Genomic DNA, 20,414 nt, shown 5'->3' on the forward strand with positions numbered 1-20,414 from the left:
AACTAAAACTCTATTAAATATTCGTAGTCTGCGTGCATATGCACGTGAATTAACTGTTGAACAGCTGGAAGAAGCCCTGGATAAACTGACAATTGTTGTACAAGAACGCAAAGAAGCAGAAGAAGCTGAAATGGCCGCTCGTGAAGAGCAAGAGGCTAAGTTAGCTGCTATCGCAGACCAGATCGCTAAAGACGGTATTGATGTTGATGCGCTGATTCATGCTCTGGCTGGTGAAAATAAAAAAGGTAAAGCGAAGACAAAACGCGCACCTCGCCCGCCTAAATATAAATACATCGATTCTAACGGTGAAGAGAAAACCTGGACAGGCCAAGGCCGTACTCCTTCTGCTATTCAAGAGCAACTGGATGCAGGTAAGTCTCTGGAAGACTTCGCTATCTAATCGTAAGATTGGTTTAAAAAAGGCTCCTTGCGGAGCCTTTTTATTTTTAAATGTTAAATAAACAATTTGAGTTAACGTTCCCAGTACGCTTCTTCCAGGCTATCTTCCCGCTCAGGTAAGCCGCGTGATAAACGTGGAGAATGTTGCACTAATACTTCGTAACTCGCACGGTTTGAATATTTACATACCTGAGAAAATGAAGAATATGTCAGGAAAGTGTAAGAATGTTTACTTGAGTTCGGAACATTTTCTTTATGGTATTTATTTGCAGCCATATCATGTAATAAAGCAGACAATGCAGCGTCACCAGCACCATTCGTATTTTTAATTTTTTCCGGACCACCCATATAAGGGGCAATATGTGAATAAACACGTATCGGATTATTACACGCGTCTTTAACCGCCGGACGGCTGAATTCGTAACGATTAAATTCAGCAATACATCCCGGTAGAAGCGGTAAAGACGTTTCGCGTTTCGCTTCATCTTCCGTATAGCCCGCCATGTACAGGCCGATAGGTCCGGCAGTACACAGTACCAAATCCACCCAATCAAGCGTCTTGTCTGAGGCCGCTAACGGGTCTGCTTCGCCAGTTAATGCTTCCGCTTCGTCTTCATTCATCGCGACCACAGAAACGTGCTCACGCAGAAATGCCTGCCAGAACTCAGGATCATCCTGAATGACAAACTTGGTGCCTAGCGTCAGTACCACTGGCACATCGTATTTCTTGGCATATTCAATCGCACGCATTGTGGCTTCCGGCATCGGATCGCCTTCTTTACAGCGCACCAGATACGCAGTGAGTACCAGGGCTGACGCGTTTTTAAAGATTTTTTCCGGAATACTACTTGGGCTCAGCTTATTCATCTGACCTTCACTGATGGCGAATGTGCGTTCACCATCTTCTGTGATCAGTGCAAAGCAGCGGCCAATGGCACCTTCAACGCCCTGAAGATAATTGAGATCCATGCGGCTGGAGGTGTTGCACAGGTAACGATAGCCGTAGCTGCCGATTTTAATGTCCTGACTCATCACACCCAGTAAAGTGGAGCGATCATCCGCCAGCACGGAATAGTTGTGCAGAGTATTACCAATCGTGCCGCCGGCGTATTCATTGGTAATTAAGTTGCTTTCTTTTAACTCGTTATACAGTGCTTCGGCACTGTCATCATCGATCACTAACGAGTGTCCCTTACTCAATCCATATTTAGCAATCATTTCTGAACAGACTTTCGCCTCTATATCGACCAATGTTTGATCGATACCAATAATATGGGTACGAGACATGGTTTTGCTGTCTTGCGCCTGGCTTACCAGTGGATCGCGCGCATGGACGGGAAAGTAGTGCTTAGACTTACGTTGTCCTGGAAATTTCATAGTGTTTGTATTGAGTATGGGATGAAAGGATGCCGGATTCTACCGCGCACACTAAGGCGCGGCAACAAAGGGAATTATAGCAAACGATTGCGACTGTTATTTTTTATTCACCTTCCATGAAGCTCAAATCAGGAAGCCGTTCCAGGTGCTCAGAATAACGTTTGAGATTAAACTCACCGCCGTTCTTCATCACATCAAAGACTTCTATCGAGACCGCGCACGCCATCATCGCCACGGCGTCTTCGCGCGAAGTCCCTGTCATCATCAAACGCATCAGCGTCTCTTTGACTTTAAGTGGGTTGCCGTCTTCGAGTTGGTTTTCGACGATCTCAATCAACTCGCCTTCTTCGATAAATTCGCTTTTTTCGCTCATGTTTTCGGTCCTGGTATTGTTTTCCCGCCACTATGCCACATATATAGAAACTTATCCTGAAAACCATTGAGCTTTTGCTCAGAAAGTTGTTTGTGATGCACCTCTCGGATCTGTCGCCTCTAAACTCTTTCTGATAGAATTTGCGTCCAGTTTATTTAAGTGGTGTTAAGTAATGTCTGATAACAGCCAAAAGAAAGTCATAGTCGGCATGTCCGGCGGTGTGGATTCCTCCGTTTCTGCCTATCTTCTCCAACAGCAAGGCTACCAGGTTGAAGGCCTGTTCATGAAGAACTGGGAAGAAGATGACAACGAAGAATACTGCACGGCGGCAGAAGATCTGGCCGACGCACAGGCAGTTTGCGATAAACTTGGCATTCACCTTCATACTATTAATTTCGCTGCAGAATACTGGGACAATGTCTTTGAATACTTTCTGGCGGAATATAAGGCGGGTCGGACTCCCAACCCAGACATCCTTTGTAACAAAGAAATTAAGTTCAAAGCGTTTCTGGAGTTTGCAGACGAAGTGCTGGATGCGGATTATATCGCCATGGGTCACTACGTGCGTCGTACCTTCCCACAACAAGGTGAAAAACCTCAGATGCTGCGTGGCAAAGACAGCAACAAAGATCAAAGCTACTTCCTATATACACTTAGCCACGAGCAAATTGGCCGCAGCTTGTTCCCGGTCGGTGAGCTGGAGAAGCCAGAAGTTCGCCGTATCGCAGAAGAGCAAGGCCTGATCACAGCCAAGAAAAAAGACTCGACCGGTATCTGTTTTATCGGTGAGCGCAAATTTACTGACTTCTTGTCTCGCTATCTGCCTGCTCAGCCGGGTAAAATTGAGACACCGGAAGGCCATGTCATCGGTGAACACCAAGGTCTGATGTATCACACTTTGGGGCAGCGTAAAGGCTTGCACATCGGTGGCCAAAAAGGCGGTGGCGGCAATGAAGAACCATGGTACGTGGCAGACAAAGATCTCAAACGCAATGTATTGATTGCCGTTCAGGGCGCCGATCATCCGCTGCTGAAATCACAAGGCCTGATCGCGTCACAACTACATTGGGTCGACCGTGTGGCGATAAAAGAACCACTGAAATGCAGCGTGAAGACACGTTACCGTCAACAAGATATTCCATGTACCATCATCCCGGTTGACGATGAAACCATCAAAGTGATTTTTGATGAACCGCAGGTCGCGGTGACACCAGGCCAGTCCGCCGTCTTCTACAAAGACGAAGTGTGTCTTGGCGGTGGCATCATCGAAGAACGCATTTAACAGGAATTGAGGAGTACTACTACGTGGCTAACACACTCTACGACCGTACTATCGCTTTTGCCGGCATTTGCCAGGCCGTTGCTTTGGTTCAACAGGTAGCGAAAAACGGTGACTGTGATTCGGACGCGTTTGAAACTTCCCTGAAAGCGGTGCTGAACATCAACCCAGGCTCAACTCTGGAGGTCTTTGGCCGTGAAACCGATCTGAAAGTGGGCCTCGAATGTTTGGTGCAAGGCATCGACAGCACGCCTACTGGCAGCGAAATTACCCGCTACATCATCAGTCTGATGGCCTTGGAGCGCAAACTGGCCGGACGCCGTGATGCCATGTCTCAACTGGGTGACCGTCTGCAAATGTTGGAACGCCAATTGGAGCACTACGATTTGCTTGACGACAATATGATCAGCAATCTGGCCAGTGTTTATCTGGATGTCATCAGCCCAATCGGCCCGCGAATTCAGGTAACAGGAACCCCTTCGGTACTGCAACAAACCACGAACCAGCATAAAGTCCGTGCCCTACTGCTGTCGGGTATCCGCTGCGCCGTCTTATGGCGCCAGGTTGGCGGCAAACGTCGTCACCTGATTTTCGGACGTAAGAAAATGGTCCAGCAGGCACAAATCCTGCTCGCCAGAATGTAATGATCAGCTCGCGTTTATCGCGAGCTCTTTTTTCGATACAAACCACTCTCGCACAAACGTTTGCGCAATATTCGTGACAATTGCCACCGATGTTGGTATAAAGCTCACGAAATTTAGAAACCCAATTCAGGAGAACATCATGGAACTGTCAGCATTGACTGCTGTTTCACCAGTAGACGGCCGTTACGGAAGCAAGACGATTGCGTTACGCGAAATTTTCAGTGAATACGGTCTGCTAAAATACCGTACTATCGTTGAAATCCGCTGGCTACAAAAACTTGCAGCCACTGCTGAGATTGCCGAAGTACCAGCATTCAGTGCACAGGCAAACCAATTCCTGGACGATCTGGCCGCGAACTTCTCTGAAGCCGACGCGATGCGCATCAAAGAGATTGAACGCACCACCAACCACGACGTTAAAGCGGTTGAATATTTCCTGAAAGAGAAAGTCGCCGACGTGGCTGAGCTGCACGCAGTGAACGAGTTCCTCCACTTCGCCTGTACCTCTGAAGACATCAACAATACCTCGCACGCTCTGATGCTCAAGGAAGCGCGCGAGACGGTTATTCTGCCAGAAATCCGTAACCTGATTGATGCCATCAAAGCACTGGCAGTCGAATACCGTGATATCCCTCTGTTGTCACGTACACACGGTCAGCCTGCGTCTCCATCGACCATGGGTAAAGAGATGGCAAACGTGGCGTACCGTATGGAGCGTCAATATAAGCAAATCGAAAACGTTGAGATCCTGGCAAAAATCAACGGCGCGGTTGGTAACTACAATGCACACCTATCTGCTTACCCAGAACTGGATTGGCACAAATTCTCTGAAGAGTTCATCACAGAATCTCTGGGCGTAACCTGGAACCCATACACCACTCAAATCGAACCACACGATTACATCGCGGAACTGTTTGATGCCGTTGCACGTTTCAACACGATTCTGATCGACTTCGACCGTGATGTCTGGGGTTATATTGCACTTGGCCACTTCAAGCAAAAAACCATTGCTGGTGAGATCGGTTCTTCAACCATGCCACACAAAGTCAACCCAATCGATTTTGAAAACTCTGAAGGTAACCTGGGGCTGGCTAACGCTGTTTTTGGTCACCTGGCACAGAAACTGCCAATTTCACGCTGGCAGCGCGATCTGACTGACTCCACCGTTCTCCGTAACCTGGGTGTCGGTGTTGGCTACGCCGTGATTGCCTACACGTCGACACTGAAAGGCATTAGCAAGCTAGAAGTGAACCGTGAAGCCCTGTTGAAAGAGCTGGATCAGAACTGGGAAGTGCTGGCCGAGCCAGTACAAACCGTGATGCGTCGTTACGGTATCGAGAAGCCTTACGAAAAGCTTAAAGAACTGACTCGTGGTAAGCGTGTCGATGGTGAAGCAATGCGTAACTTCATCGACGGTCTTGAGCTGCCTGAGCACGAGAAAGCCCGTCTTAAAGAGATGACCCCGGCAAACTATATTGGTCAGGCTATTGAGCTGACCGACAAACTGTAATTTGCCAAAAGCAAAAAAGGCTTCCCGAGGGAAGCCTTTTTTATTGTTTTTCAAAGAAGATCGTCAACCGCCCGACCTCAAACCCCAGTTTGCGAATCTTGGTCACATTGAAGGCCCGTTTGTCATCCTGACGATATAACCAATCATCAAACGTTACGGTCACCGTTGAGTCGCCGCGCGGTAATTCGAAATCGTACTTCCACTGCAAGACATTACCCATTTCTTCTCCGCTGGCCACACCAACAATGTCATCCGCCTGCCCTTGATAACGCTTATTTCCGACACGCTTAATCACCCATACCCTCTGGTCTGTTTCTCCATCATCAAACACAAAGTCTTCAACCAGTGTGAGCGTATCGCCATCAACCTGCCCTTGGATCTGCACTTTAAAACGGCGTGTCTGTTTGTCACTGTAATCCTGAATCATGCCCCAGGCCGTTAGATCTCCCTGAAAAAATTCAAACAAATCAAAACGCGGTGTCGCTTGTTGATACTCTCCGACATCGGTCGAGCAACCAGCCATCAGTAAAAGACTGGATACCATGGCCACCATCCATTTCATTTCGTGTGCATCCCTATGAGTTGTTTTCTTAATTCCGGATACTGGCTACGCGGGGATAGCCAGATAGACAAAAAGGCATCGTTCAGCGTCTCATCAGATACCAAACCGACCACTTTCGGTGCATGATTGCGTTCGGCATACCATAAGCTCCCCTCTACACCGTCGGTCACGTAAATCAGTTGATCCCCTTTGGAAATGTCCGGAAACAATCCAGACAATGCTGCCAGCCAGGGACGATAACGGGTTGATGAATAGCCCAGTTTTTTCCACTGTTCGGCTGTCGCATTAAGCAGTTCATCGCGGGAAATGTTGCGTTGATAATCGATCTGCAGCGCCAAAGCGTGAGGGGTAATATCGTCAGCCAGTTGATACGTCCCGGCTGGCGCTTTCAAACGAGATTCATAAATATCGAACATAAACCAGGACAACTGTGCCTTGCCGACCGTCGGCCAGCTCTTCCACTGCACTGAAGTGTGCTCGCTCCCTGAGGACGCAACGACCGCAAAGGAGAATGACGATAACAACAGCAAAACGATACTAATCGCGCCCCTGTACCAAGCTGTTCTTTTCATGACTCAATACCCTGATGATGATTGCAACCAGTATTGCCCACTCTAACCACAACAAGAACAGGCTCCAGAAGGTTTCAAAGCCAAATTGTACTGCTCCGAACTTGAAGCCCGCCCAGTAGCTGAGGCTCCCAGCAACTCCTCCTACTATAGATACGAACCGCAGCGGATATTGGCTCACTACAGGCACCAGAAACGTGGCATACCAGGCAAAGATGAACCACAATGCCACCAGCCACACAGGCAAAGACGCTTGTGGAAAGATCAGCACGTTGGCCTGACTGTTTACCCAGTCAACACCACAACCCAGCAGCGCTGTTACCCCAATCCAAAGCCCTCTCACGGACAGAGCTTGCCAGGAAACCAGATACGTCAAAGTGACCGCCGCGAGCATCCAGTACTGGTAAGCCGTCTGACCAAGGACCGCCAGAAACCACAAGAGTTGAAACCAGGTTGAAGCAATGATCAGCCGCCACATACTGCGTTTCCTCAACTAAGGGCGCTCAAACGTCATGTGCACCGTACTGATGCTTCTGGCCAGGAACCCGCCTTCGCAATAGCAAAAGTAGTAACGCCACATCCTGATAAACCGTTCATCGTAACCCAGCGCCCGGACGTGCATTTCTGCTTGGTCAAAACGCTGACGCCAATCTGCCAGGGTCCGTGCATAGCTGCTGCCAATATCGAACAGATCGCGCAATACCAAATCACTGTGTCGAGTGGTCGCGCAGGTCAATGCAGTGACCGACGGCAGAAAACCTCCCGGAAAAATATACTTCTGAATAAAATCGACATTGTCGGCATAGTAATCGTAGCGTTGATCGGCAATAGTGATCGCCTGAATGGCCATTAAGCCACCGGGTTTGAGCAGTGACTGGCATTTTTGAATATAGGATTGAAGAAACTCGCGTCCGACCGCTTCTATCATCTCGATCGACACCAATTTATCGTACTGGCCGGCTAGCTCCCGGTAGTCTCGCTTTAGCAGCGTTATACGATCTTCAAGCCCCGCTTTAGCCACAGCCTCTTGGGTGTATAGGTATTGCTCGTCTGAAATGGTGGTGGTCGTCACCTGACAGCCAAAGTGCTTCGCCATATAAATTGCCATCGCGCCCCAGCCAGTACCGATTTCAATCACATGATCGTCAGCGCTGAGCTTGAGCTGCTCACACAATCTGGCCATTTTGTTGTTCTGAGCTTGCTCCAACGTATCGCTATCCCTCAGGTACACGCCTGACGAATACAGCATGTTGTGATCAAGAAACGTCTCGTAGAGCGAGTTGCCGAGGTCGTAATGAGCATGAATATTTTGCTTGGAGCGTTGCAATGTATTGCGGTTCAGCCAATGGCCTACGCGATACGTCAGTCGGGTTAACCAACTGCTGCGGCGCTCCATATCATCTAGCGCAGTCAGGTTACGAGCCATTAATTCCATTAAGCGGGTCAGGTTCGGGCTGTCCCACCAACCGTCCATATACGCTTCCGCTGCGGCAATGCTCCCCCCGTGCGCAACACGCAGAAAAAAGCCCGGATGATGTATCTCTATCACCGCATGCAAATCATGATGTTCCCCGCCGTAAAAGGTGTCTTGCCCTTCTGCCTCGCCATACGATTCCACAACAGTCAGACAACCGACACTCAGTTGATGAAGGCTCTTAAATAACAGTGAACGCGCGGTTTTCTGAACGCTGGTCAGTTGCCTAGGCAGCGTCATTGAATTCGTATTTAACATTGCAATACTCCTTTATTGTTCTATTTCTTCTGCGATTTAGAGTGATATTTCGGGTGAGAATAAAGCGGTGCCCCTTTCACCCATAACTTCAGCGCATGCCAGTAAATACCAACGACTACTTTTACCGCCATCACTGGCGTTTTGATCAGTTCGAGCAGCAAACGTCCAGATCGAAAAGGCTTGGGTTTCATGGCCAGAGTGGCATCAAACACCTTGCCGTCTTGATGGCACTCCAAATGAACCACAAGACTTTTAACCAGTGGTTTAAGCCGCCATTGATAATTCTGGTCAATGGGATTAAACGGCGAGACATGAAATGCTTTCTGATGTTGCCAATGTTGGTTTGCATCGCCACCTTGCGCGGGTATTGCGTAATAATGTCGTTCGTTCCAGGGCGTATTACTCACCTCGGCCAGCAAATAACACCAGTTACCATCCAAGTCATATAAGTAATAAAAATTGACCGGACTGAAATACACACCCAAGTAACGCAGATGAATCACCGCCTCGACCCGGCCGGCACACCGGACTCCGGTTAATTCAAACACTTTATCTCGTACCGCGTGTTTCAGGTCACCCTGACCAAGGTAGTCTTCACGACGAAAGCGCGCCCAGTGGAACCATCGGCGGCCAAATAACCACACGCGTTGCTCCAGTCGAGATAACTCATCGAGATCGATACACGGCATGAACAGGCGATAGTGCAGAGCATGCTGCAACGGAGTGAAACGTCGATGACGAACGGTGCCGACAAACAAACGGCTGTTGAGGTCTTCTGCCATCAGGCTGCCCCTTGATGCACCACATCAGATGCACAACGTTCAATCTGCGCCACAACATCCAGTGCGCTGCGCACGCCATCTTCGTGAAAACCATTGTGCCAGTAAGCACCACAAAACCAGCTTCGACGAACTCCATCAATTTCGTCTTTGCGTTGCTGAGCAGCAATGGATTCGGTGGTAAATACTGGGTGATGATACACAAATGAACGCAGTACCTTGTCTGGTGCAACGTCATCACGGCAGTTGAGCGAAACACAGAACGTGTGCTCAGCGTCCAGGTGCTGCAGAATATTCATGTTGTACGTCAACGTCGGCTTGCGTATTTCCTCACCGGATTGCCCGTTGAGGCGATAGTTCCACGACGCCCACGCAGTTTTACGCTTGGGTAACAAGGTCGTATCGGTATGCAGGATCACATCATTGGCCTGATACGTCATCGCACCCAAAATGGCCTGTTCAGCTCGCGAGCTGTCAGCCAGCATCGCCAGCGCCTGATCACTGTGGCAAGCAAAGATTACCTGATCGTATTTTTCCGTCACCCCATTCGATTCTACATACACACCATCAACATGACGGGTCACCTGAGTTACGGGTGAGCTGAGGCGTATTTTGTCCTCAAACCCACGAATGAGCGGCGCGATGTACTGTCGGGATCCGCCCGGGATGACAAACCACTGAGGCCGGTTAATGATGTCAAGCAAGCCATGATTGAGAAAGAAGCGCAGGAAAAACGTCAGCGGAAATGCTCGCATGTCAGCCAGTGTCGATGACCAGATCGCCGCTCCCATTGGCAGGATATAGTTGTCACAGAAGGCTCGGCTGAAACGCTGCTCATGCAGGAACTCACCTAGCGTGTGTGTGTGTGCGTAATCTAGTTCTGCATGCGCTTTAGCCAGACGATTAAAACGGATGATCTCGAAGATAAAGTGATAGAATGCAGGGTTCAGCCAATTGCGCTTTTGAGCAAACAGTGTGCTCAGCGTGTGGCCGTTGTATTCCAGACCTGATGTTTGGTTGTGGACACTGAAGCTCATCTCGGTCGGCAAGCCACTCACACCAATGCGTTGCATCAAGCGGTTAAAATGTGGATACGTACGGTCGTTGAAAACGATAAAACCTGTGTCCACAGCGTAAGTGCGGCCATCAAGCTCGACATCAACGGTCGCAGTGTGACCACCAATGTAGTCGTTCGCTTCGTACAACGTCACGTTGTGCTGTTCGTGCAGGTAGTGACCACAGGTCAAACCGGATATCCCTGTGCCGATAATGGCAATATTCATAACTGTTATCCTTTCATTAATGCCGATACCAAAGTGCCTTGCCAACGGTATGGGAGCAGAGACATCAGACGGAAAAAACCGGTAAACCAAAACGGGAAATAGAGTGTTCGCCGGCCTTTTGCCACACCGCGACGAATCGACCGAGAAGCCTGTTCAACAGAGACAAGCATGGGCATAGGAAAGTCGTTTTTATCGGTGAGCGGCGTCTTCACAAAACCCGGAAATACCGTCGTCACGCTTATGCCCTGACTTTTGAGATCCAAAGCCAGCGCTCTGGCGAGATAACTTACGGCCGCTTTCGACGCGCCATACGCTTCCGCGCGCGGCAAAGCCACTTCACTGGCAATGGACCCTACCATCACTATACGATGACCCGCAGAGAAGTGTGGCTGTATCCCCTCAATGGCGTTCGCCATACCAGTCACATTAATGTCCATTACCCGCGCAACCAATCCAGCATCAATATGACCATTGTCGATGTACTCACAATCACCGGCATTGAGAATCCAAAGCTGGGGTCTGAACGGCAAATGCGCCAATGCGTCTATCGTTTGCTCACGCTTCGTAAGGTCAAAGCGCAATCCACTGATTAAATCCGAGTAAAACTCGAGTTCACCTAACACCTTCTCATTACGACCACAGGCAATCACATGCCAGCCGTCATCGGCATAATCTTTCGCCAACTGCATACCAATGCCGGAGGTTGCCCCTGTAATCAATACACCGTTCATTGTCCTAGCCTTTTTTTCACCGTCTTAATCACAGCGCCCAACAAAGGTAAGTGCTCATACAGCATCTCACCCAAATCAAAGTAGTCGCGGTGATAGATAACCTTGTGCTGTGAAAACCGTAAGTGACTGACACCATTGACCTGGATCGGATTGCCTTTCTGCAACTTAGGATGTTGGAGATGCATAGTCCAAATCAGGAATCCGGTGTCACCGATCTGTTGCTGTTCAGAAATCGAGAACTCACAGCGAGTAACGTTGGCGTAGAGTGAATCAAAATAATCGTGCAGAGCAGGCAACCCGTGCAGACGATGGGCGGCATCTTCAAACACCACTTCCTCGTGGTAGATGTCCCTCAATAAATGCAGCGTCTGCTTGTTTAGCTGGTTGTATACTCGCCCAACGGTTTCTACATCCATATACATGACCCTTACAAAGCTATACAAATATTAATTATGTACAAGGTAGTATGAGTTAAAAAGTTGTACAAATAATTTTTTGTATAACTTTTTATCACTGTTCATACGCTGCTCAGCTAAAAAGGGATCAAAAAAAGGCTTGGTAAAAACCAAGCCTTTTCAATCTATTAATTCTTACGCGTTACGCAGAGCGGCGATGCGTTTGTCCAGCGGTGGGTGACTCATCAGCAATTCGGTCATGGTACGCTTACCGTTGATACCAAAGGCCATCATAGAACCTTCCAACTGAGACTCCTGACTCATCTTCAGACGCTCTAATGCTGCAATCATCTTGTGCTTGCCGACCAATCGAGCGGCCCCGGCATCGGCATGAAACTCACGGTGACGGCTGTACCACATCGTGATAAAGCTTGCCAGGAAGCCAAACACCAGCTCCAACACAATCGATACACCGAAGTACACCATCATATTACTGCCCTGACCTTCCTCATCATCATTGGATGCCACCAGGTTGGCAATAAAGCGAGACAAGAAAATCACGAAGGTGTTCACCACACCTTGCATCAACGTCATCGTCACCATATCACCGTTGGAGATATGGCTGACCTCGTGTGCCAATACCGCTTCTGCTTCATCTCGGGTCATGCTATGCAGCAATCCGGTTGACACCGCCACCAGCGAATCATCACGTTTTGCACCAGTAGCAAACGCATTGATATCAGGAGAGTCGTAAATCGCCACAGTCGGCATACCAATGCCAGCCTGTTGAGCCTGACGACTTACTGTCTCCATCAACCAATGTTCGGTTTCGTTACGCGGGCTCTCAATCACCATTCCGCCAACAGAACGAAGCGCCATACTCTTTGACATCATCAAAGAGATGAAGGAACCGCCGAAACCAAATACGGCCGCCATAACCAGTAGACCAGACAAGCTGCCCGGTTGCATGCCCGTTACCGCGTAAACAATATTCAAAACAACACTCAGGACCAGAATCACGGCCAAGTTCGTTGCCAGGAATAATAAAACTCGCTTCATTTACTCTCTCCAAACAGGAAGCTTACTTCTTATTGCCTGAGCCTGTGCTCAGACTGCTTTGTCTTATAGATATAGTCTAAGATTTGAAAAACAAGGTTAAGCGTTAAATTGCAACATTTGATGTCTGAAATATAAATATGACGTTTTGCAATGAAACTGGAGCCTCCTGTAAAAACAACCACCTACCAGAAAAACCAGGTCAGACCTCTACCAAGTTAGACTTTAGTCTTATTGAGCCAACCAGCGAAACACCTTACATTCGGATGCAGAGGAACAACTCCGGTGAATTAGGGATATTCAAATGGCTGAGGCTAACAACTATCAAATGGCGATTGACCTGCTTTGTTGTCACTTAGGCATCTCAGAAGAAGAAGCCAAGCAACAACTCGGACTAAGCGAAGAAACCATCTTGAAAAAAGTGTCCGATACGCAGCAGGCATTAATGGGTATTGCAACCGAGAAGTAAGTTGCACCCCCGACAGACAGGTAAACAAAGGGCTGCCGAATGGCAGCCCTTTTCATGATGTTCACTGTCATCACCCGACTAACGGTGCGACGTCAATATACTTGGCTAAATCTGTGCGTTTGGCACTGGGGATGTAAGGAATTTCACCCAGCTTTGGCGCATCAATTTGCTGTTCCAGCATTGCAATAATATCCGCATAGTGCTCCGTTCCCGGATTAACCCGATTTGCAATCCAGCCAACCACATTCAGACCGTCCGCTATAATGCTCTCGACCGTCAACATCGCATGGCTCAGACAACCCAGCTTGATCCCGACCACCAACACTACCGGCAATTGTTCCTGCTGCACCCAGCTGGACAAAAATTCGTTGTCAGATAGTGGAACACGCCACCCTCCGGCACCTTCAACCAGCACAACATCGGCACGCTGTTTGTGCAGCGCCAGTTTGTTCGATAACAGCTGTTTATCTATTACGATCTGCTCGTGTCGGGCGGCAATGTGCGGCGAGGCGGGTAACTCAAGCGCATAAGGGTTTACGTCATCGTAATCTGATTCCATATTCGCCGCTTTAAGCAAATGCAAGGCATCGGAATTACGCATTCCTTGCTGAGTTTTTTCACTCCCCGCAGCAACGGGTTTGTAGCCAATTGTGTTTAAATCTTTTGCTCCCAGCGCCTGAAGGATCGCTTTGGAGGCGACCGTCTTTCCAACATCGGTATCCGTACCGGCAACAAAAAATGCATTAATCATGCGAAATAACCCCTAAACAAACCTGATAACTTGCAGGTAGAAGCCCATTATGATTTTCGAAAGCCCGGTACGCGTGCTCCACCTGAAGCAGCGCTTTCCGGTTGGTCAGCCCGTGCGAGCGACCGTTAACATGGTTTGCACCTATACCTTTAAGATCACGCATCAGATCAAATGCGCGCTGGTACCATACGGTAACCGTGGGCAAGTCTAGATGATGGCGGTGGCAACCAGCTTGCGCTAACGCAATGTTTAACTGATTGACGCTGATAAACTCATTGACGTGTTGATATGCATCAATTTTCGACCAAGCGGTCTTAAGCTCATGCAAAGAACCATCCAAGAGCGTAGAAAAGTAGGCTTGTCCTTGCGGTTTCAATACCCGACGGATCTCGGCTAACGGTACAGCAAGATCGTCACACCATTGCAGCGCCAAACTGGAGAACACATAATCGACACTCGATGCGCCAAACGGCATCCGCTCAGCATCCACCTGAACGTAACGCATGCGTTCACGGCCGCATCGCTGGCGACTGACCCTCAGCATGTCCGGAGATAAATCGGCGCAAATCACCCTGGCACCGCGTTTGAAAAGCTCGTGTGAGAAATATCCAGTGCCACAACCCAGATCCAGCACTACCTTACCCTGTAGATCCGCTGGCATTTGGTCCAGTAATCGCTGACCGACATCACGTTGAAACGCCGCATGTTGATCATACGTCTTCGCCGCTTTGCCAAACGCGTCCGCTATGGCTTGTTTATCGTGTTGTGTTGACGTTGAACTGGAAAGCGCTAACATCCGATCTCTCCCTGTTCGATGACACGTCGTACCGCTGTGGCCATCTGCTCAACCTGCGCCGCGCTGTGACCAGCGGTCAGTGTGATCCTCAACCTGGCCGAGCCACTAGCGACCGTTGGTGGACGTATCGCCGTCATCCAGAAACCCCGCTGGCGTAAATGGTTGGCGACCTGCACTGTGGGTTGCGCCTCACCAATCACAAAAGGTTTGATCGGTGTTTGTGTTTTGACGTATCCCGGCACGTTACTCAGAACGCGATCGTAAACTTCACTGAGTTCCCTGAGCTTATCACGGCGCCATTGTTGCTGACGGATCATGCCAGTCGCCTGAGTCAATGCATGTGCCTGGGCAGGTGGCATCGCCGTCGAGTAGACATGATGCCGGGCGAACTGGGTCAGATACTCGCCGGTTTCAGCGTCACACAGGATCGCCGCCCCCGACAAGCCAAACGCTTTACCAAAAGTCACCACCAACAGCTCTGGTGTGACCTGAAAGTAACTGGATGTGCCTCGCCCCTCGCTCCCCAACACACCAATCCCGTGTGCATCATCGACAGCCAACCAGGCTCGTTGCGCTATGAGTTTAGCGATCGCATCAAGTGGGGCGAGATCGCCATCCATACTGAACACACCTTCGGTCACCACTAAGCTGTTGCTCTCTTCTGCCAACAAAGCCTCCAGATGCGAGACATCATTGTGGCGAAAACGCCGCATCGTGGCAGGACCATGCACTCCCGCCTCCATCAATGAGGCATGGTTAAGTTTGTCCTGCAGCAGCCGATCGCCTTTTTCCAGCAAAGCGAACAACAGCGCCTGATTGGCACTGAAACCTGAGTTGAACAATACCGCCCGTTCGTATCCCAGCCATTCGCACAACGTTGACTCCAGGCGCTGGTGCTCCGTATGAAACCCCGTCACCAGCGGTGAGGCTCCACTCCCGTTGCCGAACCTGTCTATCCCGTCTTGCCAGGCTCGCTTCAACGCTTCATCATTGGCAAGACCGAGGTAATCGTTACTGGAAAAATTGATATAGTTGCGCCCCTCAGCAGACAAAGCGGTCCGATTGCCGTGCAACACTGGTGCCAGTGACCGATTGAGCCCCTGGCGGCGGCGACTTTCAAGCGCAGAGGCAATACGTGCCTTAAACGCTGGCATCATAGAATAGATCGTCTTTTGCCGGACGAGTCGCTACCCGCTCAACAACGCGGTCAAGCAGCTCATTCTCTTCAACTTCATCGGGCTTTTGCGACACCTGCTGGCTGTTGATTCCCAACTTCGCAAACAACTGCATGTCTTTATCTTCGGACGGGTTCGGGGTGGTCAGCAGCTTGCATCCGTAAAACACCGAGTTGGCACCGGCCATGAAACACAGGGCTTGCATCTGTTCATTCATGTTTTCGCGTCCGGCCGACAGTCGAACCGCCGATTTGGGCATCATAATACGCGCGATCGCGATTAGACGAATAAAGTCAAATGGGTCAACATCTTCAGCCGTTTCAAGCGGGGTGCCTTTTACTTTGACCAACATGTTAATCGGCACACTTTCCGGATGTGTTGGCAGATTGGCCAACTCGACCAGCAAGCCCGCACGGTCATTAGCGCTTTCCCCCATGCCGATAATACCACCAGAGCAGATTTTCATGCCGGCGTCACGCACGTGTGACAAGGTATCCAGACGATCCTGATAGGTTCGGGTGGTAATGATATTGCCGTAGTATTCCGGCGATGTATCCAAATTGTGGTTGTAGTAGTCCAGCCCCGCATCGGCAAGTTGCGTGGCCTGCTCCGGGGTTAACATGCCCAGCGTCATACAGGTTTCCAACCCCATGGATTTCACACCACGGATCATGTCCTCAAGCAGGGGCATATCGCGTGCTTTCGGGTTTTTCCAAGCCGCTCCCATACAAAACCGCGTCGAACCAGCGTTTTTGGCTTTTTGCGCCGCATCCAATACTCGCTCCACTTCCATCAAACGTTCTTTTTCAACATCCGTGGTGTAGCGCGCGCTTTGGGGGCAGTATTTGCAGTCCTCCGGACAGGCGCCAGTCTTAATCGACAGCAGTGTGCTGACCTGAACATGATTCGCGTGCTGAAATTGGCGATGAATGGTTTGAGCTTCAAACAGCAGATCCATAAATGGCTTTTCCATCAAGGCTCTGACTTCTGCCACACTCCAGTTATGACGAACTTCCACGTGTAATCCTTTTGATTTTTTATACGTTAATAGTTTGGCTAGTCTATCTGCACGCGATAAACTGTCAACAAAACAAAATCAAACAAGTTTACAGTCGACCAAATAACAACCAAACGCAAAGCGGAAATTTTCAATGGATCTTTCATTCGATCGCCAGCACATCTGGCATCCTTACACCTCTACTCTCACTCCTCTGACCTGCTTTCCAGTAATAGGCGCAGAAGGTGTTTATTTGGAACTGGAGGACGGCACGCGATTGATCGACGGTATGTCCTCCTGGTGGTCAACGATCCACGGTTACAACCATCCGTTGCTGAACCAGGCAGCGCATAATCAAATCGACAAAATGGCGCACGTCATGTTCGGCGGCATCACACACCAGCCGGCCATTGAATTGTGTCAAGCACTGCTTCGTCTGGCACCCGAGAATCTTCAGCAAGTATTTTTGGCTGACTCAGGTTCAGTCGCCGTTGAAGTCAGCCTGAAAATGGCATTGCAATATTGGCACGCAAAAGGCGAACAGCGTCCGAAGTTTCTGACATTACGCCACGGTTATCATGGCGACACGTTCGCTGCCATGTCAGTCACAGATCCCGACAATTCGATGCACTCTCTCTATAAAGGCTTTTTGCCTGAACACATCTTCGCCGACTCGCCAAGCAGCGGTTTTTACGATACCTGGAATGCGGATGATTTGAAGGATTTCGAGCATCAGCTCTCTCTTCACCACTCAGACATTGCCGCCGTGATCTTAGAGCCCATCGTTCAGGGAGCCGGTGGCATGCGGATTTACCATCCCGAGTTTCTGAAGGGTGTACGCCGACTGTGCGATCAGTTTGGGGTATTGTTGATTTTGGATGAGATCGCCACCGGATTTGGTCGCACGGGCAAACTCTTTGCCTGTGAACACGCTGCAGTCCAGCCAGACATCATGTGCGTAGGGAAAGCCTTGACCGGTGGCTACATGACATTGTCCGCCACCCTGACCAGCAAGCATGTCGCGGATACCGTGTGCAGCGGAGAAGCGGGTTGCTTTATGCATGGCCCAACGTTTATGGGGAATCCGCTAGCGTGTGCAGTTGCCCACGCCAGCCTCACCTTAATTGAGACCGGACAATGGCAAGCACAAACTGAAATGATTGAAGCGCAGTTTGCAAGCTTGTTGCCTGCGTTAAAGAGTTACCCACAAGTGAGCGATGTCCGTTGGCTTGGTGCTATTGGCGTGGTTGAAACACTTCAACCAGTTAATATGGAAGTCATACAACAAAAATTTGTGCAACACGGTGTGTGGATCCGTCCCTTTGGTCGGCTTATCTATATGATGCCACCGTTTATTGCGACGGCTGAACACATTCAGACTCTGGTTAAGGCTGTAGAAGAAACACTGTCTGACTCTGCTTGTTTCCAGTAACCCCTGATCTAAAATGAAAAAGGTTGAGCTTTGCTCAACCTTTTTCATTTATTTGTTCACGATTATTCTTGGTCAATCATCCAGCGGCGGAACGTTTTTCGCTCTTCTGCTGATGCTTTGGAGTACCAATATTGAAGTTGTGAGACATTTTCAGAGCCTGCCGTTTGCGGCACCGCCACTTTCTCAACCGATGCTGGGGCTGCTGCAGGGGCAGAAACCGTGGCCGCAACAGGCGCCGCAGCGTGAACCTGGTTACTGACGACCATATAAGACACAGCCACCGCTGCCGGGCCGCCTTTGCGGTTGTATTCTTCAGCTTCTTCAGAGTAATTGCGGCCTATCTGAACCCCTTCACTCTTAAGAATATCGGAAGCCACTTCAACCTGCTGGCCTTGTGGGTTATTTAACGACCAGTCCAGAGCATGAACCGATTTTTCCGCCTCGCGATAATTGCGGTATTCCGCCAGTTTGAACGTCAGTTCGGTATTGGACTGATCAAATTTAGCAATAATGATTTCACCGTACGCACGACGCAGATTTTCATCCACTTCAAACGCTGGCTGATACTGAAAAACAATTTGGTTTTCACCGTCCGGCAAGGAGATAGACTTCTCACTGGAGAAGAGCTTGCCATCCAGTTTAGGTTTTTGCATGTTTACGGAAAGTACATCGACATGCTCAGGAACAATGAGTTTTACTTCTGCCAACGAAGCAACGCTGAATAGTAGAGCCGGAGTGGCCAGGAGATACTTGAGGTACTGCATACGATGTCCTTTCTTATATATTTACTGATATACCATTAAAAAAGCCCAGCTTACGCTGGGCTTTAGATTGTATATTAACTGAGATTACCAGTATACACGTGCACCGATAGCGAAGTTGTTTTCGCTATCAACTGTTGTTGCTTCAACAGTTGCATCTGAACCTTTGTTGCTGTAGCCCAGAGTCGTGCCGTCAGCGTAACCGTATTCAGCGTATACGCGAGCCCAGCTAGCGAACTTGTATTCAACACCAGCGTAGATCAGAGTACCGTCTTCATCGCTTGCGAAATCTGGATCTTGCTCTGTGTACTCGTAACCGCCGTAGACAGTTGTCTTGTCAGCTACTTTGTAAGTACCTGCCAAAGAGTAACCATTTTCTTTGATTTCGTGGTTGTTGTCTTCGTTTTCAAGTTTCGCATGGTAGTAAGTGAAACCGATCAGAGCGTCACCGATAGTGTATTCTGCAGTGGCTTCATAGTACGTGTTAGACACTTCATCTGAGCTTCCATCCCAAGCGTTGTCAGTGTTTTTACCACCACCAACGTGTAGAGCTAGGTCACCGAAAGAAGCACCAGCAAACAGCTCAGCCAGCTCTTGGTTTGTGTCGTCTTCGTCAAGGCCGTAACCCGCTTTAACCCACCAGTTGTCTTTCTCTAGAGAGTATTTGATTTGAGAATCGTGAAGAGCGTCACTCAGAGTGATGTAACGTAGAGCTGTGCCACCGAAGAAGTAAGAGTAATCTGCGCCGTAAACGTCATCAGAAGTTGTCCACTGCTTACCTAGTTTGATTGTACCGTAGTCAGTCGCGATACCGAAAATGTGGTTACGAACGTACATATCGCTGTTGTCTTTCAGGCCGAATTCTACTTTACCCAGAATGTCGAAGCCGTCAGTTACGGTATAAGTTGCATCAACGCCTGCACGTGAAGAACCAGAACCCAGAGTCGCATCTTTGTCATCTAGGAATTTAAGTTCAGTACGTAGTTGACCGTAAAAGTCTACAGAACCGTCTTCAGTTTTTAGGATTTCTGCTGCGTTTACAGACGTAGCTGCCGTAGCTACTGCTAAAGCTAATAGCGTCTTTTTCATAATGATCCACTGCCTTTTCTTAGATGGGACATCCTTATCCGAGTCCCTTTGTTTTGATGAGCTCGTTTTCACTCTTTGATGGTGAAATTCGAACCCTGATTTAATTCGAGAGCTAGATTGCAAAAGATTATTCTGCATGTCAAACAAACTAAAAATGTATCATAAAAAAATATAAAAATATTAATTATCAAATACTTGAACTGGTACGTGTTGTTTTTTCGAGCAATATCGGGCCAATTTGCAACGCAATGAAAC

The 20,414-nt window shown here is 49.1% G+C and carries 23 protein-coding genes; 6 read left to right on the forward strand and 17 right to left on the reverse strand.

The window, feature by feature from the left end; all coding sequences use genetic code 11:
* On the forward strand, positions 1–400 hold a 400-nt coding region (locus CAG64_RS12925), incomplete at its 5' end, for an H-NS histone family protein (protein WP_161489319.1).
* A gap of 71 nt (positions 401–471) precedes the next feature.
* Here CAG64_RS12925 and CAG64_RS12930 read toward each other — a convergent pair.
* Together CAG64_RS12930 and CAG64_RS12935 are read right to left on the reverse strand one after the other, a co-directional pair.
* Positions 472–1,776, reverse strand: a complete 1,305-nt coding sequence (locus CAG64_RS12930; RefSeq protein ID WP_021704095.1) for an inosine/guanosine kinase — start codon at positions 1,774–1,776, stop codon at positions 472–474.
* A gap of 103 nt (positions 1,777–1,879) precedes the next feature.
* Positions 1,880–2,149, reverse strand: coding sequence for a hypothetical protein (locus CAG64_RS12935; RefSeq protein WP_021704096.1), 270 nt, complete (start codon positions 2,147–2,149; stop codon positions 1,880–1,882).
* 172 nt (positions 2,150–2,321) lie between these two features.
* Between CAG64_RS12935 and mnmA the strand changes: the two genes are divergently transcribed.
* The 3 genes from mnmA to purB all read left to right on the forward strand — a co-directional run bounded on the left by mnmA (position 2,322) and on the right by purB (position 5,582).
* Complete coding sequence (mnmA, locus tag CAG64_RS12940; protein ID WP_021704097.1) at positions 2,322–3,431, forward strand: tRNA 2-thiouridine(34) synthase MnmA; 1,110 nt, start codon at positions 2,322–2,324, stop codon at positions 3,429–3,431.
* 23 nt (positions 3,432–3,454) lie between these two features.
* Positions 3,455–4,072, forward strand: coding sequence for a high frequency lysogenization protein HflD (gene hflD, locus CAG64_RS12945; RefSeq protein WP_161457287.1), 618 nt, complete (start codon positions 3,455–3,457; stop codon positions 4,070–4,072).
* Between the two features lie 139 nt (positions 4,073–4,211).
* Positions 4,212–5,582, forward strand: a complete 1,371-nt coding sequence (purB, locus tag CAG64_RS12950) for an adenylosuccinate lyase (RefSeq protein ID WP_021704099.1) — start codon at positions 4,212–4,214, stop codon at positions 5,580–5,582.
* 40 nt (positions 5,583–5,622) lie between these two features.
* Here the strand turns inward: purB and CAG64_RS12955 are convergent, their stop codons facing one another.
* From CAG64_RS12955 to htpX, 9 genes are all read right to left on the reverse strand, one after another.
* Positions 5,623–6,144 carry a DUF3833 domain-containing protein gene (locus CAG64_RS12955; RefSeq protein WP_237668127.1) on the reverse strand — a complete coding sequence of 174 codons (522 nt, stop codon included), beginning with the start codon at positions 6,142–6,144 and terminating at the stop codon, positions 5,623–5,625.
* The gene (locus CAG64_RS12960; RefSeq protein WP_021704101.1) at positions 6,141–6,716 is read right to left on the reverse strand and encodes a chalcone isomerase family protein; all 576 of its coding nucleotides are present in this window, start codon (positions 6,714–6,716) and stop codon (positions 6,141–6,143) included. The genes CAG64_RS12955 and CAG64_RS12960 overlap by 4 nt, the downstream gene beginning before the upstream one ends.
* Positions 6,682–7,191: a DUF2878 domain-containing protein gene (locus CAG64_RS12965; RefSeq protein WP_161457288.1), complete on the reverse strand. Its 510-nt coding sequence runs from the start codon at positions 7,189–7,191 to the stop codon at positions 6,682–6,684. Before CAG64_RS12965 ends, CAG64_RS12960 begins: the two co-directional genes overlap by 35 nt.
* A 15-nt stretch (positions 7,192–7,206) precedes the next feature.
* Positions 7,207–8,445, reverse strand: coding sequence for an SAM-dependent methyltransferase (locus tag CAG64_RS12970; protein ID WP_161457289.1), 1,239 nt, complete (start codon positions 8,443–8,445; stop codon positions 7,207–7,209).
* A 20-nt stretch (positions 8,446–8,465) separates the two neighbouring features.
* Entirely contained in the window at positions 8,466–9,227 is a 762-nt protein-coding gene (locus tag CAG64_RS12975; RefSeq protein WP_161457290.1) for a DUF1365 domain-containing protein, read from the reverse strand.
* Positions 9,227–10,507 carry an NAD(P)/FAD-dependent oxidoreductase gene (locus CAG64_RS12980; RefSeq protein ID WP_021704105.1) on the reverse strand — a complete coding sequence of 427 codons (1,281 nt, stop codon included), beginning with the start codon at positions 10,505–10,507 and terminating at the stop codon, positions 9,227–9,229. The genes CAG64_RS12975 and CAG64_RS12980 overlap by 1 nt, the downstream gene beginning before the upstream one ends.
* 5 nt (positions 10,508–10,512) lie before the next feature.
* On the reverse strand, positions 10,513–11,238 hold the full coding sequence (locus tag CAG64_RS12985) for an SDR family NAD(P)-dependent oxidoreductase (protein ID WP_021704106.1): 726 nt from the start codon (positions 11,236–11,238) through the stop codon (positions 10,513–10,515).
* Positions 11,235–11,654 (reverse strand): nuclear transport factor 2 family protein, encoded by a 420-nt coding sequence (locus CAG64_RS12990; protein WP_161457291.1) that lies wholly within the window; start codon positions 11,652–11,654, stop codon positions 11,235–11,237. The genes CAG64_RS12985 and CAG64_RS12990 overlap by 4 nt, the downstream gene beginning before the upstream one ends.
* 174 nt (positions 11,655–11,828) lie before the next feature.
* Positions 11,829–12,692 carry a protease HtpX gene (gene htpX, locus CAG64_RS12995; protein ID WP_021704108.1) on the reverse strand — a complete coding sequence of 288 codons (864 nt, stop codon included), beginning with the start codon at positions 12,690–12,692 and terminating at the stop codon, positions 11,829–11,831.
* A 301-nt stretch (positions 12,693–12,993) separates the two neighbouring features.
* Here htpX and CAG64_RS23635 point away from each other — a divergent pair, with 301 nt between their 5' ends.
* A complete protein-coding gene (locus CAG64_RS23635) occupies positions 12,994–13,158 on the forward strand; it encodes a hypothetical protein (protein ID WP_202600900.1) in 165 nt (54 codons plus the stop codon).
* Between the two features lie 70 nt (positions 13,159–13,228).
* Here CAG64_RS23635 and bioD read toward each other — a convergent pair whose 3' ends face one another.
* The 4 genes from bioD to bioB are packed head-to-tail and all read right to left on the reverse strand — an operon-like array spanning position 13,229 to position 16,898.
* Positions 13,229–13,909, reverse strand: a complete 681-nt coding sequence (gene bioD, locus CAG64_RS13000) for a dethiobiotin synthase (protein ID WP_161448649.1) — start codon at positions 13,907–13,909, stop codon at positions 13,229–13,231.
* Positions 13,902–14,705, reverse strand: coding sequence for a malonyl-ACP O-methyltransferase BioC (gene bioC / locus CAG64_RS13005; RefSeq protein WP_161448651.1), 804 nt, complete (start codon positions 14,703–14,705; stop codon positions 13,902–13,904). Before bioC ends, bioD begins: the two co-directional genes overlap by 8 nt.
* Positions 14,699–15,859: an 8-amino-7-oxononanoate synthase gene (bioF, locus tag CAG64_RS13010; protein ID WP_161448659.1), complete on the reverse strand. Its 1,161-nt coding sequence runs from the start codon at positions 15,857–15,859 to the stop codon at positions 14,699–14,701. The genes bioC and bioF overlap by 7 nt, the downstream gene beginning before the upstream one ends.
* The gene (gene bioB / locus CAG64_RS13015; protein ID WP_021704113.1) at positions 15,846–16,898 is read right to left on the reverse strand and encodes a biotin synthase BioB; all 1,053 of its coding nucleotides are present in this window, start codon (positions 16,896–16,898) and stop codon (positions 15,846–15,848) included. The genes bioF and bioB overlap by 14 nt, the downstream gene beginning before the upstream one ends.
* Positions 16,899–17,031: 133 nt before the next feature.
* Between bioB and bioA the strand changes: the two genes are divergently transcribed.
* Positions 17,032–18,309, forward strand: coding sequence for an adenosylmethionine--8-amino-7-oxononanoate transaminase (bioA, locus tag CAG64_RS13020; protein WP_161448653.1), 1,278 nt, complete (start codon positions 17,032–17,034; stop codon positions 18,307–18,309).
* A 62-nt stretch (positions 18,310–18,371) separates the two neighbouring features.
* On the opposite strand, the gene CAG64_RS13025 is transcribed toward bioA, so the two are convergent.
* Both CAG64_RS13025 and CAG64_RS13030 read right to left on the reverse strand, forming a co-directional pair.
* Complete coding sequence (locus CAG64_RS13025; protein ID WP_161448655.1) at positions 18,372–19,073, reverse strand: DUF2057 family protein; 702 nt, start codon at positions 19,071–19,073, stop codon at positions 18,372–18,374.
* Between the two features lie 84 nt (positions 19,074–19,157).
* Positions 19,158–20,159, reverse strand: coding sequence for a porin (locus CAG64_RS13030; protein WP_161448657.1), 1,002 nt, complete (start codon positions 20,157–20,159; stop codon positions 19,158–19,160).
* Positions 20,160–20,414 lie beyond the last annotated feature (255 nt).

It is taken from the genome of Vibrio sp. V38_P2S17PM301 (assembly GCF_009904845.1).
Classification (GTDB): domain Bacteria; phylum Pseudomonadota; class Gammaproteobacteria; order Enterobacterales; family Vibrionaceae; genus Vibrio; species Vibrio proteolyticus.

Coding starts and splice junctions, on each gene's coding strand:
- CAG64_RS12930 (WP_021704095.1), bottom strand. CDS start 1,776: ATGAAATTTCCAGGACAACGTAAGTCTAAGCACTACTTTCCCGTCCAT.
- CAG64_RS12935 (WP_021704096.1), bottom strand. CDS start 2,149: ATGAGCGAAAAAAGCGAATTTATCGAAGAAGGCGAGTTGATTGAGATC.
- mnmA (WP_021704097.1), top strand. CDS start 2,322: ATGTCTGATAACAGCCAAAAGAAAGTCATAGTCGGCATGTCCGGCGGT.
- purB (WP_021704099.1), top strand. CDS start 4,212: ATGGAACTGTCAGCATTGACTGCTGTTTCACCAGTAGACGGCCGTTAC.
- CAG64_RS12955 (WP_237668127.1), bottom strand. CDS start 6,144: ATGAAATGGATGGTGGCCATGGTATCCAGTCTTTTACTGATGGCTGGT.
- CAG64_RS12960 (WP_021704101.1), bottom strand. CDS start 6,716: ATGAAAAGAACAGCTTGGTACAGGGGCGCGATTAGTATCGTTTTGCTG.
- CAG64_RS12965 (WP_161457288.1), bottom strand. CDS start 7,191: ATGTGGCGGCTGATCATTGCTTCAACCTGGTTTCAACTCTTGTGGTTT.
- CAG64_RS12970 (WP_161457289.1), bottom strand. CDS start 8,445: ATGTTAAATACGAATTCAATGACGCTGCCTAGGCAACTGACCAGCGTT.
- CAG64_RS12975 (WP_161457290.1), bottom strand. CDS start 9,227: ATGGCAGAAGACCTCAACAGCCGTTTGTTTGTCGGCACCGTTCGTCAT.
- CAG64_RS12980 (WP_021704105.1), bottom strand. CDS start 10,507: ATGAATATTGCCATTATCGGCACAGGGATATCCGGTTTGACCTGTGGT.
- CAG64_RS12985 (WP_021704106.1), bottom strand. CDS start 11,238: ATGAACGGTGTATTGATTACAGGGGCAACCTCCGGCATTGGTATGCAG.
- CAG64_RS12990 (WP_161457291.1), bottom strand. CDS start 11,654: ATGGATGTAGAAACCGTTGGGCGAGTATACAACCAGCTAAACAAGCAG.
- htpX (WP_021704108.1), bottom strand. CDS start 12,692: ATGAAGCGAGTTTTATTATTCCTGGCAACGAACTTGGCCGTGATTCTG.
- CAG64_RS23635 (WP_202600900.1), top strand. CDS start 12,994: ATGGCTGAGGCTAACAACTATCAAATGGCGATTGACCTGCTTTGTTGT.
- bioD (WP_161448649.1), bottom strand. CDS start 13,909: ATGATTAATGCATTTTTTGTTGCCGGTACGGATACCGATGTTGGAAAG.
- bioC (WP_161448651.1), bottom strand. CDS start 14,705: ATGTTAGCGCTTTCCAGTTCAACGTCAACACAACACGATAAACAAGCC.
- bioF (WP_161448659.1), bottom strand. CDS start 15,859: ATGCCAGCGTTTAAGGCACGTATTGCCTCTGCGCTTGAAAGTCGCCGC.
- bioA (WP_161448653.1), top strand. CDS start 17,032: ATGGATCTTTCATTCGATCGCCAGCACATCTGGCATCCTTACACCTCT.
- CAG64_RS13025 (WP_161448655.1), bottom strand. CDS start 19,073: ATGCAGTACCTCAAGTATCTCCTGGCCACTCCGGCTCTACTATTCAGC.
- CAG64_RS13030 (WP_161448657.1), bottom strand. CDS start 20,159: ATGAAAAAGACGCTATTAGCTTTAGCAGTAGCTACGGCAGCTACGTCT.